16 protein-coding genes and 1 riboswitch are annotated in these 17,095 nt (G+C 35.1%); of the genes, 9 read left to right on the forward strand and 7 right to left on the reverse strand.

The genetic code is table 11. The features are described from left to right. Positions 1–17: 17 nt before the first annotated feature. The 3 genes from INR75_RS10575 to INR75_RS10585 are packed head-to-tail and all read right to left on the reverse strand — an operon-like array spanning position 18 to position 4,425. Positions 18–1,421: a TolC family protein gene (locus INR75_RS10575; RefSeq protein ID WP_223088773.1), complete on the reverse strand. Its 1,404-nt coding sequence runs from the start codon at positions 1,419–1,421 to the stop codon at positions 18–20. Between the two features lies 1 nt (position 1,422). After that, positions 1,423–2,805, reverse strand: a complete 1,383-nt coding sequence (locus INR75_RS10580) for an HlyD family secretion protein (RefSeq protein WP_223088774.1) — start codon at positions 2,803–2,805, stop codon at positions 1,423–1,425. 15 nt (positions 2,806–2,820) lie between these two features. Continuing rightward, the gene (locus tag INR75_RS10585) at positions 2,821–4,425 is read right to left on the reverse strand and encodes an ABC transporter ATP-binding protein (RefSeq protein ID WP_092542713.1); all 1,605 of its coding nucleotides are present in this window, start codon (positions 4,423–4,425) and stop codon (positions 2,821–2,823) included. A gap of 433 nt (positions 4,426–4,858) precedes the next feature. On the opposite strand from INR75_RS10585, the gene INR75_RS10590 reads away from it, so the two are divergent. From INR75_RS10590 to INR75_RS10600, 3 genes are all read left to right on the forward strand, one after another. Continuing rightward, positions 4,859–5,941, forward strand: coding sequence for an alkaline phosphatase family protein (locus INR75_RS10590; RefSeq protein ID WP_223088775.1), 1,083 nt, complete (start codon positions 4,859–4,861; stop codon positions 5,939–5,941). Positions 5,942–6,311: 370 nt separating this feature from the next. Beyond that, positions 6,312–6,437: riboswitch (cobalamin riboswitch) on the forward strand. A 131-nt stretch (positions 6,438–6,568) separates the two neighbouring features. Beyond that, the gene (locus INR75_RS10595) at positions 6,569–7,543 is read left to right on the forward strand and encodes a ribonucleotide-diphosphate reductase subunit beta (RefSeq protein ID WP_223088776.1); all 975 of its coding nucleotides are present in this window, start codon (positions 6,569–6,571) and stop codon (positions 7,541–7,543) included. A 35-nt stretch (positions 7,544–7,578) separates the two neighbouring features. After that, a complete protein-coding gene (locus INR75_RS10600) occupies positions 7,579–9,273 on the forward strand; it encodes a ribonucleoside-diphosphate reductase subunit alpha (RefSeq protein ID WP_092542707.1) in 1,695 nt (564 codons plus the stop codon). Positions 9,274–9,339: 66 nt separating this feature from the next. Here the strand turns inward: INR75_RS10600 and INR75_RS10605 are convergent, their stop codons facing one another. From INR75_RS10605 to INR75_RS10620, 4 genes are all read right to left on the reverse strand, one after another. Beyond that, a complete protein-coding gene (locus tag INR75_RS10605) occupies positions 9,340–9,753 on the reverse strand; it encodes a hypothetical protein (protein ID WP_223088777.1) in 414 nt (137 codons plus the stop codon). Between the two features lie 83 nt (positions 9,754–9,836). Then, on the reverse strand, positions 9,837–10,256 hold the full coding sequence (locus tag INR75_RS10610) for a hypothetical protein (protein ID WP_223088778.1): 420 nt from the start codon (positions 10,254–10,256) through the stop codon (positions 9,837–9,839). Positions 10,257–10,399: 143 nt separating this feature from the next. Next, entirely contained in the window at positions 10,400–10,969 is a 570-nt protein-coding gene (locus tag INR75_RS10615; RefSeq protein WP_223088779.1) for a hypothetical protein, read from the reverse strand. A 16-nt stretch (positions 10,970–10,985) separates the two neighbouring features. Continuing rightward, on the reverse strand, positions 10,986–11,405 hold the full coding sequence (locus INR75_RS10620; RefSeq protein WP_223088780.1) for an EbsA family protein: 420 nt from the start codon (positions 11,403–11,405) through the stop codon (positions 10,986–10,988). A gap of 174 nt (positions 11,406–11,579) precedes the next feature. Here INR75_RS10620 and INR75_RS10625 point away from each other — a divergent pair, with 174 nt between their 5' ends. From INR75_RS10625 to INR75_RS10650, 6 genes are all read left to right on the forward strand, one after another. After that, a complete protein-coding gene (locus tag INR75_RS10625) occupies positions 11,580–12,461 on the forward strand; it encodes an AraC family transcriptional regulator (RefSeq protein WP_223088781.1) in 882 nt (293 codons plus the stop codon). Between the two features lie 410 nt (positions 12,462–12,871). Next, a complete protein-coding gene (locus INR75_RS10630; protein WP_223088782.1) occupies positions 12,872–13,414 on the forward strand; it encodes a cupin domain-containing protein in 543 nt (180 codons plus the stop codon). Positions 13,415–13,611: 197 nt separating this feature from the next. Then, entirely contained in the window at positions 13,612–14,361 is a 750-nt protein-coding gene (locus INR75_RS10635; protein WP_223088783.1) for an SDR family NAD(P)-dependent oxidoreductase, read from the forward strand. Positions 14,362–14,410: 49 nt separating this feature from the next. Then, a complete protein-coding gene (locus tag INR75_RS10640) occupies positions 14,411–15,475 on the forward strand; it encodes an NAD(P)-dependent alcohol dehydrogenase (protein ID WP_223088784.1) in 1,065 nt (354 codons plus the stop codon). 35 nt (positions 15,476–15,510) lie between these two features. After that, positions 15,511–16,623, forward strand: coding sequence for an NAD(P)-dependent alcohol dehydrogenase (locus INR75_RS10645; RefSeq protein ID WP_223088785.1), 1,113 nt, complete (start codon positions 15,511–15,513; stop codon positions 16,621–16,623). A 44-nt stretch (positions 16,624–16,667) separates the two neighbouring features. Then, positions 16,668–17,066: a cupin domain-containing protein gene (locus INR75_RS10650; protein ID WP_223088786.1), complete on the forward strand. Its 399-nt coding sequence runs from the start codon at positions 16,668–16,670 to the stop codon at positions 17,064–17,066. The last annotated feature ends 29 nt before the right edge of the window (positions 17,067–17,095 follow it).

The raw sequence follows: 17,095 nt of genomic DNA on the forward strand, positions 1-17,095 counted from the left end.
TGTTCTAAATAGAAGAATTATTGATTCTCATACTCGATCCTAAGTGTTTCGAAAAGCTTAGCGATCGCAAGGTTTAATTCGTTGTTGATCTTATTCATTTTTAGAATAGAATCTATAAGTTTATTTTCCCGAGTATTAATGTAGAAAATGGAGCTTTCACCCATCTCGAATAGGCGTTTTTCTGCTTCAACCATGATCTCACTTTCGTCTACAATATTTGTGACAATGGCCATTTGCTCCTGTAAACTAAGAATTTCCCTTTCGGTAGCCTTAATTTTGTTACTTAGCTTCCAGGCGTTTTCAGACAATTTATATTCAGCCTGTTCCCGTTTAACTTTTGACAATCGTAAATCACCGCGTTCTTTCCGAAGAAATAAAGGAAAACTTACTTTAACTCCGGCTTTATAATTATTCGTGTTGATATAATCTGGTTCATCAATTTCTTCAGAAAGAAAATTATATTCAACATCGATCTTAGGTAAAAGTTTGTTTCTTTTTAATCGAATATCAAGATCATAAGATTCCAAATCATAATTTAAAGACTGTAATTTAGGATGATCTTCGATATCTGTTGCGTTTCCTAATAATTGCTCTATGCCAAGAACAGAAGTGAAGTCTAAGGTTTCTGGAGACGGAATCATACGATCTTCCAATTCGATAGGAATATCTTCGATCCAAAGATAATTACTAAGCGCCAGTTTAGCTTTTTGAAGCTTTAATTGTGCTTGCTTAAGATCTAATCTTCGTTTTCTTACCGTGATCATTGTTTCTACAGTATCGATCGCTGGTGTTTCTCCCAATCTACTGGAAGTTGAAATACCATCGAATCGAATGATCGCATTTTCCAAAAATTCGTCATAAACTGTAGCATTTTGAAAATAATATACCCAATCTGCATAGGCTTTTGTAGCATCTGCAAGCACCTGGTTTACCTGTATATTTCTTTCTACCTGTGATTGTTCCTGAAAGATCTTTGCCTGCTTCAGATTATTCATTCTTTCGTTATAAAGCAAGCCCTGTGCAAGTCTAATATTTACACCGGCACTCCAAAGACCGTCATCTGGTGTGGTATTTTCTGGATTAAGATAGTAACCTTCATTTTGCTCATAACCGGCTTTAAGATCAATACCATACCAGGTAGGAATTTTAAACGTTCCATGCCACAACGAGTAATATTCGGTGCCATGAAAATTCTTTTCTTTCATTCCACCTTCCAGTTTAGGATCAAAGGCTCCTCTGGATTTTAATAATTTAGCTTCTGCTGCAGAAAGATCAAGATTTGCCTGAGCAACAATAGGATGATGCCGTTTTACCATCGCTAGAAATTCTTCCAACGTGAAGATCTCAGATTCCTGTTCCTGTGCATTTCCGAAGAAAATACCAAAAACCGAAAAGTAAACTAAACAAATAAACTTTCGCATATTACTTCTTAGCATCTTTGGAATCACTTTTCTTTCCGTCTTTTTCTTTTTCTGCGCTGGTATAATAATTAGGTGGAAATCCATTTAATTTTCGCCATAATTCATACCATATAGGCACATCATCCAGTAAAGCTAGAGTTCTGGCACCAGATCCTACCCGAAGTGCTTCTGGCCATTCGTGCTTATCTCTTTCTTTAAGATCTGGAGCAAGCAGAATTCGGTATTTACCGTTATCACTTATAAAATTTTCTATCGCAACTACTTTTGCTCCATAAGTACCAAAAGAGGCATTTGGCCATCCACTAAAAACGATCGCAGGCCAACCATCAAATTGTACTCTTACATGATCGCCAATACTTAGAAGTGGGAGGTCTATAGGCTCTACATAAGTTTCCACAGCAATATCGATATTAGAAGGCATAATGGTAACCAGTTTTTCACCTTCTTTAAAGGTTTCACCGATACCTTGTTTTAGCGCACGGTTAATGTAACCGTCCTGCGGAGCGCGGATATAATAAAGATTTTTTCGAATTTGGTAATTAGAAAGAGAATTTTCTAATTTAGAAACTTGTGCTGCAGCATCGAATCTTGATGAATTAGCCGTAGAGATCTCACCCTCGATCTTATTGATCTTATCGATATAGTTAGCTTCAATACGATTCACTTCCATGATCGCATTAAGCAATTGGTTTTTACTGCTGAGTAATTTATTTTCAAGATCGATAACCTTGGCCTGAGATTCCTGAAATTTGGACTGTTTTGTTTCAAGATCTAACCTTGATTTAAGTCCTTCTTCGTAAAGCTCGGCGATACGAGTATATTGCCTGTCGGCTATGCTTAGGTTTACTTTCGCCGCTTCTAAAGAAATACTATCACTATTGATCTTAAGTTCGGCTTGCTTTCTTTTATTTCTTGTTTGTTCTAATTTTAATTCACGCTCGCGATTTACAGCAGCTAACTGGCGCTGTAGTGCTTCGATCTTTTGCCCGTAAGATTCTAAAGAACTATTTTTTGAACTTAACTGATCACCGGTTCTTTCTACAAGAAGCGGATCAAAATATTCATTTTTTACTTCAGCAATATGTAAAATTGTGTCTCCTTTTTCAACATAATCACCTTCCCGAACATACCATTTTTGGATTTGTCCCGGGATTGGAGATTGCAGGGTTTGGGGTCTTTGATCAGGTTTTAGGGTAGTTACATAACCTCTACTGCTAATGGTTTGCGTCCAGGGGAAAAACAGTAGAATTAGTAAAAACACAAAAGTTCCTAATAAGATCCTGGAAAGAAGCTTGTGATGACTTCTTTTCACGATCTGAGAAAAGGCACTAAACTGCTCGAAGTTTACCTTTTCACCCAGTTTTGTATTAGAAAGATTAAGCATTTATTGTTTAATTTTTTATTTCTGTTCTAGGTATAGAGGTTCAAATTCGTCTAATCGATGTGCATCATCAGCAAGTAAAACACAGGTGTTTTCTCTTTTAATATGCTTCATCAGGGCTTGTTTATCATTTTCTGAAAGTATATATCCTTTCTCGATCATTAAAAATTTTGGATCTTTAAGTAAGGCTCTTATCAAACATATCTTTTTCGCTGTTTTTGCACCTATTTTTTTACTGCCAGAGAAAATATATGTGTTTAATGACTCCGGAAGTTTATTGATATGATCCAGAACATTAAAATCTTCTAGCATTTGGTAAACCCTATCTGAACTCATATTTGGGTTACTCAGCGTTAGATTTTCCCAAATAGTTCCTTCAAAAATACTATCGGTATTTAAAAGCAATGCGATCTTGTTTCGGTAATTATCAAGATTTACATTGGCGATTTCTTCCCGGTTAAAATAAATTCGACCTTTTTTGGTCTTTTTCATCCCAGAGAGGTAATGGAAAAAGTCGTTCACTACAATTTCTGCACCAACAATATTAATAAGATCACCTTCATTCACTACTAAATCTGGAACAGTTGTTTTCTCGATATGCAGATTTTCAATTTTTAAAGGAAATAGCTGCACGTCATTATTATTCACACCCGTTTTACGATCTATTTTTTTAGAGGTTACTTCACTAATTTTTTCGACTGCAGTGACCACATCATAAATCGTTTCTAAGCTAAGCCCTATTTTTTCTACGGAATTAATAACCAGTACGATAATAATTTCAGCAGCAACAAATTGTCCAATATTCATTTGCTGATTAAGTACCAGTAAGCCACCAATTAAAAGCAGTCCTAAAGTCACAATAACTTTAAAAACAACCATTTGCTTATACTGGTTCTTTACAGTACCAAAATGCGCCTGTCTATCTTCTAAATATTTTTGAACAAGTCTATTGTTTTTATTCTGCTCATATTCATCTGGAAAAATCTTGAAGGTTCTAAAGTTTGCAGCCACCTGCTGAATCCAAAAAGCAACATGATATTTCTTTTTAGACTCCAGGATACTTGTATCGACCGCTTTAGATAAGCTAAACTTAAAGATGATATAAATAAGGACTACTAATAGAATACCAAACGCAATAAAAAACGGGTGATAAAATGAAAGTAGCAAAAGGCCAAAAATAATCTGAATCACAGCAGCAGGAAAATCTAGCAATAGCTTTTGTAAACCTTTTTGAAGCGTTAACACATCAAAAAAGCGATTGGATAATTCTGGCGGATAATAATTTTCCAGTTCTCTAACCCTCATTTTTGGGAAGCGATAGATAAACTCGAACGAAGCACGTGTAAATACTTTCTCCTGAATATTCTCTACAAGATCTAGTTGTAAAACTTGTAGCGCTCCATTAAATCCAACTCCAAGAGTTACCAGGCAGGTAAGTAAGATCCAGGAGGTAGAAACCTCTGCACCCTGAATTAAATTTATAATTGCCTGTATTCCCAATGGTAGGGTTAAGCTAATAAGACCTGCAAAAAGCGCGTAATATAGAACGTGTAAAATGTCACGTTTTTCGAGTTTTAGCAGGTTCCATAGTTTAGTCCAGGGAGAAATTGAACTTTTGGCCATATATAATTCAATGTTTTTTGTAACTGGTTAAAAATGATCGAAATAGGTTTTTCAATCGATAAAAGTAATTAAAAGTTGCGTTCTTTTCTAAAGCTTCAGAATTTTATAACATTTCTTCAGCTGCATGCGAAAATAGAGTGGGATTATTAAAAAAACTTTATATCGAGATTAAAATGCCATTAGAATTTCTCAATAACTACTAATTTTTTACTCGATAATCGAGATTAAATGCTTCGAGCCTTGCCTCGGTACAAAGACGCTTTAAAAAAAATGCTTTATGGGCTTGCCCTGTGTAGTCTACTTAACAGGCTTATTTTGCTACGCTCTTCAGCAATAATTCTAATTTAATGTAAACTTACAATTTATTCATTTAGTAACGATTGAGTATCTTTTAATTTGCAGAAAGAATCATAATTCGCCTTATTTTAGCCATATGAAATTAGATCTTAAATCCCTTGTTTTTGGCTTTTTTATACTGAGTATTTCCCTGCAGGCTCAGGAAAACGATAAACTTATTATTATCACTTTAGATGGCTTGCGCTGGCAGGAACTATTTGGTGGGGCAGATTCTCTGCTGCTAAATAATGATCGTTTTGTAGAAAATAGATCGGGTTTAAAAGATGATTTTTGGGCTGAAACTAAAACAGAGCGTCGTAAAATGCTATTTCCTTTTGTGTGGAATTTTATTGCTGAAAATGGTGTGATCTTAGGTGATCGCTGGGAAGGTAATAAAGTGAATCTTACCAATAACATGATTTTCTCTTATCCTGGTTATAATGAAATTCTAACCGGTAAAGCAGATGATAATCATATAAATAGTAACGATAAAATTTATAATCCAAATAAAACCATTCTGGAAATCGCCAATTTCAGTAATAAGTATCGCGGTAAAGTTTTAGCTTTTGGAAGCTGGGATGTTTTTCCTTTTATACTGAATGAAAAACGGAGTGAAATTCCGGTTAATGCAGGATATCGATCTTCATTATCTAAAAATCCTTCAGAAAAAGCGCTGTTTTTGGATAAAATTCAGCAGGAAACACCAAAGCGGTGGGGCGGGGTAAGATTCGATGTTTTTACCCATAATTATGCAATGGAAGCTTTAAAGCACGAAAAGCCTGATGTTTTATATATCGCCTATGGAGAAACCGATGATTTTGCGCACGACGGTCGCTATGATGAATATTTAAGGTCTGCACATCGCACCAATAAAATGATCCAGGATATTTGGGAGTTTGTGAATTCAGATTCTTATTATAAAGGTAAAACGAGTATTTTAATCACCACAGATCATGGTCGCGGAGCAGGAACTGGAGAAAATGATACCTGGAGAGGGCATGGTACTTCAATTAAAGACGCAGATCAGGTTTGGATCATGGCTTTAGGAAATCACATTAAGTCTATAGGAGCATCGAGAAAAAATAAGCAATATTTTACCTCTCAGTTTGCACCAACACTTAATGAAATTTTAAACCTGAATATTGAATTTGAAGAAAAGGCTCTTCCTGTTTTAGACTAAATTCCGAAATTCTAGAGCTAAATTGTTTATTTTTAAGCTACTGTATTTTATCTTCAGTTTTCGTGAAATTTTCGTTTTAGATAAATCAATTTCAAGTTGAGGTTTCTTTATATTTGTAATGCATTTACCAATGTCTTCACAAATAAGTAAATCATTATATTTTATTCGCTTACAGATTATTTAGAATTGCAAAGTTTACATTTTTTGTAAACAATTTAGCAATGTTGAAAAATTAATAATCTGATTTTCAGAATTTTAAAAATTAAAATATAAAACTTTAAAAATCAGCGGTTTCTGGATTGTTCACAAAATTGTGAATAAGTATGCTAAGATTTCTAAAAAAAGTGTGCTCTTAGATTGTAATTTTGATTTGAAATTATTGAACGAAATTTCATATGAATTTAAGGGGAATCATGTGCAAATCATGAGCTGTTGCGCAACTGTAAATTAGCGTTGCTGATAAGCCAGAACACCTTTTTTCGTTTCAATGACTTTTACTTTCGCATAAAAAGTAATGGTCGTGGATACTAAGATTCGACATTTTAAGATTAAAATCTTATCGAAGATCATCCTTCCATTTCATTTTATGCTCTTGGTTTTTTGTTTCATAAATAACACAACAGCAGTATGAGTATTTTTGATAAGCGGCTAAATTATAAGCCCTTTGAGTATCCGGGAGTTTTAGATTTTACAGATGCTATCAACCAATCTTTTTGGGTGCATTCTGAAGTAGATTTTACCGCAGATGTACAGGATTTTCATTCACATTTAACCGAGGGTGAAAAAGATGTGGTAAAGAAAAGTTTACTGGCGATTGCACAAATTGAAGTTGCTGTAAAATCATTTTGGGGAGATTTATACAAACATTTACCAAAACCAGAATTTAACGGATTAGGAAGTACTTTTGCTGAATGTGAATTTAGACATTCACAGGCTTATTCGAGACTTTTAGAAGTTTTAGGTTATAATAACGAGTTTGCGCAGGTAGTAGAAGTTCCTGCGATTAAAAAACGTATCGCCTATTTAACTGAAGCTCTAGAGCATACCAAAGCCGAGGATCCTAAAGATTACGTTTCTTCTTTGATCTTATTTTCTATTTTGATTGAAAATGTATCACTTTTTAGTCAGTTTGCTATCGTGTTATCCTTTAACCGTTTTAAAGGAGTGATGAAGAATGTGAGTAATATTATCGCGTGGACTTCAGTAGACGAACAAATTCATGCTAATGCCGGTATCTATATCATCAATCAGATTCGTGAAGAGTATCCAGATTACTTCAATGAAGAAATGATTCAGAAATTAACCGATGTAGTTACCAGATCTATTGAAGTTGAAGAAGAAATTATCGACTGGATCTTCGAAAATGGTCAGTTAGAAACCATTAATAAAAAGAATCTAATGGATTTTATGAAATTCAGATTAGATGATAGTTTACAAAGCATAGGTCTCCCTAAGCAATACAATATAACAGCAGCCGAATATCAGCCAATGCTATGGTTTGAAGAAGAAGTTTTTGCAAATAGCTTAGACGATTTCTTTGCAAGACGCCCTGTAGATTATACAAAGCACGATAAAAGTATCACCGCATCAGACCTTTTTTAAAAATAATCGCCAAAAATTAAATACCCGAAACTCCCATGACAACGAACGTAGAAACTCAGCCTTTAATCGCAGACGAACCAAAGAATAAAAGACTTTGGTGGCTTAATGATGAAAGTCAGCAAATCCTTAATCGTGGTTACTTGCTAAAAGGAGAAACTGTAAAATCTGCTATCGAGCGTATTGCAAATGCATCGGCAAGAAGATTATATAAGCCAGAACTTGCTGAAGCTTTTATCGAAATGATAGAGCGAGGTTGGATGAGTTTAAGTTCACCAATTTGGGCAAATATGGGAACCGAGCGTGGTTTACCAATTTCATGCTTTAATGTTTATGTACCAGACAATATCGAAGGAATCACGCACAAACTTGGTGAAGTAATTATGCAAACCAAAATTGGTGGTGGTACATCTGGATATTTTGGAGAATTACGTGGTCGTGGTAGCGCTGTTACCGATAATGGAAAGAGTAGTGGAGCCACAAGTTTTATGAAACTTTTTGATACGGCAATGGATACCATTTCTCAGGGAGGTGTTCGTCGTGGTGCTTTTGCAGCCTATTTAGATATCGATCACCCAGATATTAAAGAATTTTTGGAAATTAAAAGTATCGGGAATCCTATTCAGAATTTGTTCTACGGTGTTTGTGTGCCAGATTACTGGATGCAGGAAATGATCGAAGGCGATATGGAAAAACGTGAAATCTGGGCTAAGGTTTTAGAAAGTCGCCAGCAAAAAGGTTTACCATATATTTTATTTAAAGACAATATTAACCGATTTAAACCACAGGTTTATAAGGATAAAAATAGAACAATCCATTCTAGTAATTTATGTTCTGAAATTGCTTTGCCTTCTACGGAAGACGAATCATTTATTTGCTGTTTATCATCAATGAACCTGGAGCTTTATGATGAATGGAAAGATACTGAAGCTGTTAAATTAGCGATCTATTTCTTAGACGGCGTACTTCAGGAATTTATCGCAAAAACTGAAGGGAATCACTATTTAGCTTCAGCAAATAGATTTGCAAAAAATCACCGTGCGCTTGGTTTAGGAGCGATGGGATGGCATTCTTATTTACAGAAAAACAGAATTCCTTTTGAAGGAATGCGAGCAAAAGGCTTAACACACCAGATCTTTGAAGATATTAGCGCTAAAGCTACCAAAGCCAGTAAGGAGTTGGCTACCATTTATGGCGAGCCAGAAATTCTTAAAGGTTATGGATTAAGAAATACGACTTTGATGGCAATTGCGCCAACAACTTCGTCTTCTGCGATCTTAGGACAAACTTCACCAGGAATCGAACCTTTCAGTAGTAATTATTATAAGGCTGGTCTTGCGAAAGGAAACTTTATGCGTAAGAACAAATATCTTAAGCAATTGCTAGAGGAAAAAGGATTGGATAACGAGGATACCTGGAGAAGCATTATGCTAAATCACGGTAGTGTTCAGCATTTAGAAACTTTAACCCAGGAAGAAAAAGATATCTTTAAAACCTTTAAAGAAATTAGTCAGTTAGAGATTATTCAGCAGGCATCGGTAAGACAGAAGTTTATCGACCAGGCGCAGAGTTTAAATCTTAATATTCCTGCGGGAGTAGCGGTAAGAGATGTGAACCAGTTAATGATCGAAGCCTGGAAATTAGGCGTAAAAACTTTATATTATCAAAGAAGCCAGAGTGTTTCTAAAGAGTTTGTATCGAACATTGTAAATTGTTCGAGCTGTGAAGCTTAATTAGAAATCGAAATAAAATTGAAAAGCCACCTGAAAAGGTGGCTTTTTTTTTCAGATTCGAAACAATTAGTTTCTTTTATTAATCTTTTCTCTTTCGATATCCATTTGTTCTTGAAAATGTTCTTCAAGAATTTTCTTTTCATCAATGCTTAAATTTTCCGAAAAACCGATACGATCAAAAAAATTGATCGTTTCATCCTCTATATGAACCAATATGACAACAGGATAGCCTTTTACATCTTCCAGAATTTCAAAATTTTCTTCTATTCCGCTAAGAGGTTGGTCGCGGTCTAAAAAATACTTGTAATGTACATCCTTGGCTACGTGAAGATCATAAGGATCATCGGTAAGCGGAGCATGGGTGACTAGGCCTTGTACTTCGTAAAAATCATTTTCATTATAATCAGCATATGTTTTTTCTTCCTTACAGGAAATAAGTATAGAAGAAATCAAGATTAGAATTGCTAAAATCTTTTTCAAAATTAAAGTGCTTTTTGAGAAGCGTAAAAATAACTTTTTGCCTGAGGCTAACAAAAATGATTAGCCTTGAAATAAGTCTCTTCTCAATTTTTCTTACTGAATAAATATTTTAAAGCGCCTGTAGACCATAAGGCCCATAAGATTAAAACAGGCTGAAAGAACAATCTAATTAGCCTTTTTTGGTCGGTATCCAAACCAAAAGCATCAATTCCGTTAGTGTACTGAGAAATGTTTCCTGGGAAAATCAAAATATAAAATATGACCAGTAATATACCGATTTTTACTTTTTTGCTTACCCAAAAAATTAGGCATAATCCTAAGGAAATTTCTATGATTCCTGAAGCAAGAACAACCACATCCATAAATTCCTGAGAATTTGGTAGCCACCTTGGCACTTGCGCTTGAAATTCTCCCCGTTGAAAAGTAAGATGGCCAATACCGGCAAAAGTCATCATTGCGCCCAAAAGAACGCGCATAATATTTTGAAAAGTAGAAGTTCTCATTTTTTAAATCTTTTAAGATTAAATCGTTTACGATTTAAATATAAGTAAATTTATATTATCTCAAAAATTTAGTTCTTAGTTGTTCAAATTAGACGTTTAGAGAAGATTTCTAAGAGCGTTTTTTTACTAAAATTGAGTTCTGTCTATTCAAAAATTTGATATTGATCTTTAAAAATTCCGATTAGTTTAGCAACAGCTTTTGTCTCATCTACTTCTGGGAATTTTTTGTAGTAAGAATCAGGTAAAGCATAACTTATCTTGTTGTATTTTTGATCTTTATCTGTCCAGATTTCAATTTCGTAAGATTCTCCAATAACGAAAAATTTTTCTTCAAAAAGTTCAGTTCCATTTCCAAGATCGGCTTCCAAAAAACTTGAAAATTTATATTGAATATCATCCCAATCTGGTAAAAAGTATACTTTAGTTTTTAAGACTTCAAACCAAAGACTATCATTTTGAATGGTTTCAAGAGTCACCATATCTTCATTCTTCTGGAATGCTGTATAATCAACATTCCAATACCCTTTTTCGTCTTTGGTCATTTTTAGCTGTTCTTTTTTATTTCCGATATGGCTGATGCGAGTTATTGTTAACGCAGTAAAACAGTTGCTATTTATTGACTCTTTAATGCTATCGTTGTCGCCATAAAATATCTTTGCATTGCAAAAATTGATAGATAAGAGTAATGCGAGTGAAAAATAAATTGCTTTCATAGGAAATGATTTCGTATTAGATATTATGAAATTGAGCGTTTGGAAGACGCTCCTGAAATATACCTATCAACTTTGCCTTATCTCGATAATGTATATCGGATAGATCAAAATTGTACGTTTTACCATTAGATTTAATAATTTCTAAGGTTTTATTATTGCAAGTACAAGCTGCTATATTCGAGAATGGAATATGTGCATCCTTAAACCATTTTAGCCGAATATTGATACCGGCTTTATTCCAATTTACCGTGCGTTTATAAATAAAGTATTTTCCGAAAAACATCAGCTGGAAAATAAAGAAAGCTTTATCAATAATAACTTCATAAACTCCAAGACGTTCTCCAAAAGTAGCCGAAGTAAATAATAGCGCTATAGAAATAAAGACTATAGTGGTATTAAACGAATTATCTAGTCTGTCGAATAATATTCGCTTCATAAGCAGAAGTTTATCAGAAATATAAATAATATTTAATAATTAACGGTGGGTAATAAAATTTTTGTTATAAATTATCGAATATCAGTTTGAAACTTTTTCTGATTATTTAAGTATTAATACAAAATTATGAAAGTCATTTCCTTTAAGATGATTTGAAATTCTTAATTTTACTGCATGAACGCAACATCAAAAAGATCGGTATCTGAGTTTAATAACGAATTAAAATTAAAAGGTTTTAATGTATTTAGGATTGAAGATGATAGCTCTTCAACAAAAATATATAGCCGTAAGGATTTTTATAAAATCTGTTTAACGACAGGGCAAAGTGTAATTCATTATTCAGATAAAAGTTTTAAGACCGATGGTGAAACCGTGCTGTTTTTTGGGAATCCACACGTTCCATATTCCTGGGAAACACTTTCCAATAAATACGTAGGATATACCTGTTTGTTTTCAGAAGAGTTTTTGATGTTATCAGATCGTTTAGAGATGCTGCAACAATCTCCGCTATTTAAATTAGACGGTACGCCGGTACTTCGAATTTCAGATGAGCAACGTGTTTTTTTAAATTCGATGTTCGAAAACATGATTAGGGAGCAACAAAGCGATTATAGTCAGAAAGACGATGTAATTCGTAACTATATCAATTTGATTATGCATGAGGCGCAAAAATTAGAGCCTTCTAAAAATTTTCAGCAAAATCAAGATGCGCTGTCCCGACTTACAAACGTATTTCTAGAGCTGCTAGAACGACAATTTCCTATAGAGGGGATCGATCAGCCTTTAAAATTACGTACCGCAAAAGATTACGCGAATAATCTGGCCGTGCATGTAAATTACCTTAACAGGGCAGTGAAAAAAGTTACCGGTTATCCAACAACCTCACATATAAATAATCGAATAATCAACGAATCTAAAGCTTTACTACTGCATACAGATTGGAGTATTAATGATATTGCTTATTCGCTCGGGTTTGATTATCCTACTTACTTTAATAATTTTTTTAAAAAAGCCACGGGAACTAATCCGGGTTCTTTTCGTAAATCAATCGCTTAGGTAATTGTTTTATTGATTGAATTCTACATTTAATTCTGAATCTATATTGTATAATTTCAGCTTTCATTTTATAAAAGTTGCTGAGTTCCTTAGTGGATCAAGTTTATAATATTCAAACCACTTCTGAAATATTGAGTTTGTTTTGAAATACTGAAATATTTATTCAGTATACGTACAATCTCACCTATCAAAGCTTGTTACTTGTTTTTTAAAATATTATATCTCAATTTATTGTAATCGTGATTGTTATGTTAGATTCGATTTAACAGTTCTTTACGATTTTATATTGTAATTTTTAAGACGCTTAGATTGAAATTCTTACTTTTTGATTTGAATTTTATTACTATACAGCTTGGCTTTCCCAGTATCTTTGTGTAAGACTTAAAAACTAAAAACCAAAATAATTAATTATGAAAAAGATTAACCTTAGAAATTCCTTACTAGCAAGTTCATTATTTAGTGTGTTGCTATTAGGAAGCTGTAAAGAGAATACTTCAACAGAAACTAGTGAAGTAGCTTCAGAAGAAACGGCACAGACAGAAACTTCAACTTCAGAAGACAGCGATCTTGATTTTATCTTTCCGAAGGGAAATAAAGGACCAGAGAAAAATTTTACGGGTAATGCATTTAATGTTGGTTTGGTCGCACCAGATTCTACGTATACCACTGCGGTTGGAAATGTATATTTTGAGCCAGGCGGAAGAAGTAACTGGCATACGCACCCGGGCGGGCAAATTTTAATTATTACCGACGGAAAAGGTTATCACCAGATTGAAGGTCAGCCAAAAGAAATTATGGAAAAAGGTGACGTGATTAAATGTCCACCAAACAAAAGACACTGGCACGGTGCAAGTGAAGATACCGGCGTACAGCAAATGTATATCGTTCCTAATACCGAAAAAGGTATTGTAGAGTGGATGGAAGCTGTAACCGATTCAGTTTATACAAAATAGGATAATATTTCATTAAACCTCGGGGCAAGCCTAGAAAGCATTTTTTGAAAATGTCTTTATATCGAGGTAAGCCTCGGAGTATTTAATATCGATTATCGAGTAAAATCAAGATCTCAAATAGAGATTAAGAAAAACGTATTTCAATTTATCATTGCTTCGATTTAAAGCTTTGATGAAATGAATTAAAAGAAAACAAAATGAAAGATAAAGTAGCACTGGTTACCGGTGGTTCAAAAGGAATGGGAGAAGCAGCAGTTAGAATTTTTTCTGAAAAAGGAGCTTCTGTTGCCATTTTAGATGTAGATATAGAAGCTGCAGAAAAACTCTCGGCAGAATTAAACGAAAACGGAGCAAATACAATTGCGATAAAGTGTGATGTTTCTAGCGAGGCAGAAGTTGAAAAAGCGGTTGCCAAAGTTGTTGAAACTTACGGAAAATTAGATGCCGCATTTAATAATGCAGGTATTCAAATTCCGGCTCAGGATATTACTGAAACTAGCGAAGAAGATTACGATAAGATTCTAAATGTAAATTTAAAAGGAGTTTGGTTGTGTATGAAACACGAGCTTATTCAGATGAAAAAACAACAATCTGGAGCGATCGTCAACAATTCTTCTTTAGCAGGTAAGGTTGGTGTTCCCGGTAGAACTCCGTATGTCGCTGCAAAGCACGCAATTCTTGGTATCACTAAAAGTGCCGCAGCAGATTATGCTTCACAGGGTATTCGTATAAATGCGGTTTGCCCGGGTACGATCGAAACTCCAATGGTTAACGATATGGTGAATAGCGGCGATCTTACAAGAGAAGATTCTATTAATGCTGCACCAATTAATCGTTTAGGTAAAGCTTCAGAAGTTGCAGATGCAGCGGTTTGGTTATGCGGTGAAGAATCGACTTATGTAATAGGTCAATCTATCGCGGTAGATGGTGGATATACCATTCTGTAAAATCGAAAAAAAATAATAAGGGAAAAGAATAAAAAGGAAAAGAAAAATTATGAGTGAAACAGTAAAAACAAAAGGATACGCAGCAAAAGACGAATCAGGAAAATTGAGTCCGTGGGAATTTGAAAGAAGACCTGTCGGAGATGATGATATTCTCATCGATATCAAATTTGCCAGTATTTGTCATTCAGATATTCACCAGGAAAAAGGACATTGGGGAGAACAACAATATCCGCAGGTTCCGGGTCACGAGATCGTAGGTGTAGTAGCTGCTGTTGGTAAGAACGTAACTAAATTTAAGGTTGGTGATCGCGCAGGTGTTGGATGTATGGTAGATAGCTGTATGGAATGTGATCACTGTAAAGGTGGTGAAGAGCACTATTGTGAAAACGGAGCTACAAAAATGACTTACGGAATGCCTTCTGAAGCTGAACCAACCGGAATTACGCAAGGTGGATATTCAGATAAATTGGTAGTAAGAGATCATTTTGCAGTGCATATTCCAGATCATATTAGTTTCGAGCAAGCAGCTCCACTTTTATGTGCAGGGATCACGACGTATTCTCCATTAATGAAAGAACAATTTGAAATAGGAGATAAAGTAGGTGTTGCCGGTATTGGTGGTTTAGGTCATATGGCCGTAAAACTTGCCGTTTCTAAAGGAGCTGAAGTTTATGCATTTACAACTTCAGCAGATAAAGTTGAAGATATTAAATCTTGGGGAGCAAAAGAAGTGATCGTTGTCGATGAAGAATTAAAAGCACTTCAAGATTATGCACAAACTGTGGATTATATGATCTCTACGATTCCTTACGAATTTAACTTAGGAGCTTATGTTGCTTGTATCAAACCAGGCGGAACTTTCACCTATGTAGGTATGCCAAAAGCTTCTTCGATCACAGTAAATAATTTAGCGCTTGCGATGGCTAAAGTAAATTACAACGCATCATTGATTGGCGGAATTCCAGAAACTCAAGAAGTAGTTCATTATTGCGCAGACAACGGAGTTTTACCACAGATCGAAGTTATTGATGCTTCACAAATTAATGATGCCTGGGAAAAAGTGGTGAACAAAGATGCACGTTACAGATACGTGATCGATGCAGCAACTTTTTAAATTATAACTCAAAATCACTTAAAAATTCATACAAAATGAAAAATAGAATATTCAGTCTAATGTTGTTGATGGTATCAGCAATGTCTTTCGCTCAGCAAAGCGAAGCTATTCCTGCCATTGGTTTAGCAACTAAAGCCAATTCTAATTTTGAAAGAATTGAGTTCGAACGTCATCCAGTAGGAGACAGCGATATCGAAATTGAAATCTTATATGCAGGTATTTGCCATAGTGACTTTATGGTAAAAAATCAGCCAAATCAGGTAATTCCCGGTCACGAGATCGTGGGTAAAGTAACTGCAGTTGGTGACGATGTAAAAGATTTTAAAGTAGGTGATTACGCCGGTGTAGGTTGTATGGTAAATTCTTGTGGCGAGTGTAAATACTGTGAAGCCGGGAAAGAGCAATATTGTGCAAATGGTACCGTGTTTACTTACGGTTATCCAGATCGTTTTCACGGTGGAGAAACTACTCAGGGTGGATATTCTAACATCATAACTGTTTCAGATGAATTTGCGATCAACGTACCAAAAGGTGCAGATATCAAACGTACCGCTCCACTAATGTGTGCCGGGATCACCACCTGGTCACCAATTAAATTTAGTGAAGTTGAAAAAGGAGATGTTGTTGGTGTTGCCGGTTTTGGAGGTTTAGGTCATATGGCTGTTCAGTACTTGGTAGATCTAGGAGCAGAAGTTACTGTTTTTGATATTACCGATGAAAAAGCTTCAGATGCTAAACGTCTTGGAGCGGTAGATTATGTGAATGTAAAATCGACTGAAGATTTTTCAGCATTATCAGATAAATTCGATTTTATCATCAGTACAATTCCGGCAGATTACGACCCGATGATGTACGTGAAAATGCTAAAAATGGATGGTGGTGAATTAGCCATCGTTGGTTTACCGGCAAACGCAAACATCCCGGTTTCTCCGTTTGTAATGCAATCTGCTCATAGAAGAGTTTATGGTTCATTGATCGGCGGAATCCCGGAAACTCAGGAAATGTTAGATTACTCGATCAAACATAATATTTATCCTGAAGTAGAAGTAATTAAAGCTGAAGCTACTGAAGTAGATGAGGCTTACAAAAATATCGACGAAGGAAAAGTGAAATTCCGTTACGTGATCGATATGCAAACTATAAAGTAATTAATGAAGAATAACTCGAATTTCGAGTAAAAAAGAAGAAGATTATGGATATTACGAAAAACAAAAACATAGATTCTGTAAAAGGACCAGAAGATTATTTTACCGGAAGCGTAAGATTAGATCCTTTATTCAGTCAAAAAGAAGATATCACAAAAGGAGCCGGAGCATTGGTGACTTTTGAAGCCGGAGCAAGAACTGCGTGGCATACGCATCCTGCCGGTCAAACCTTGATCATCACTTCTGGTGCTGGTTGGGTACAACGTGAAGGCGGCCCAATCGAAGAAGTTGGTCCTGGTGATGTAGTTTGGTTTCCACCAGAAGAAAAACACTGGCACGGCGCTTCTCCTAACAAAGCAATGAGTCATATTGCGATTCAGGAAGAGAAAGACGGTAAAGTGGTAGACTGGTTAGAAAAAGTTTCAGACGAACAATACCAAAAATAGATTTTAAACAGCTGCCTCGGGAATGTTCT

It is taken from the genome of Zunongwangia sp. SCSIO 43204 (assembly GCF_019904275.1).
Classification (GTDB): domain Bacteria; phylum Bacteroidota; class Bacteroidia; order Flavobacteriales; family Flavobacteriaceae; genus Zunongwangia; species Zunongwangia mangrovi.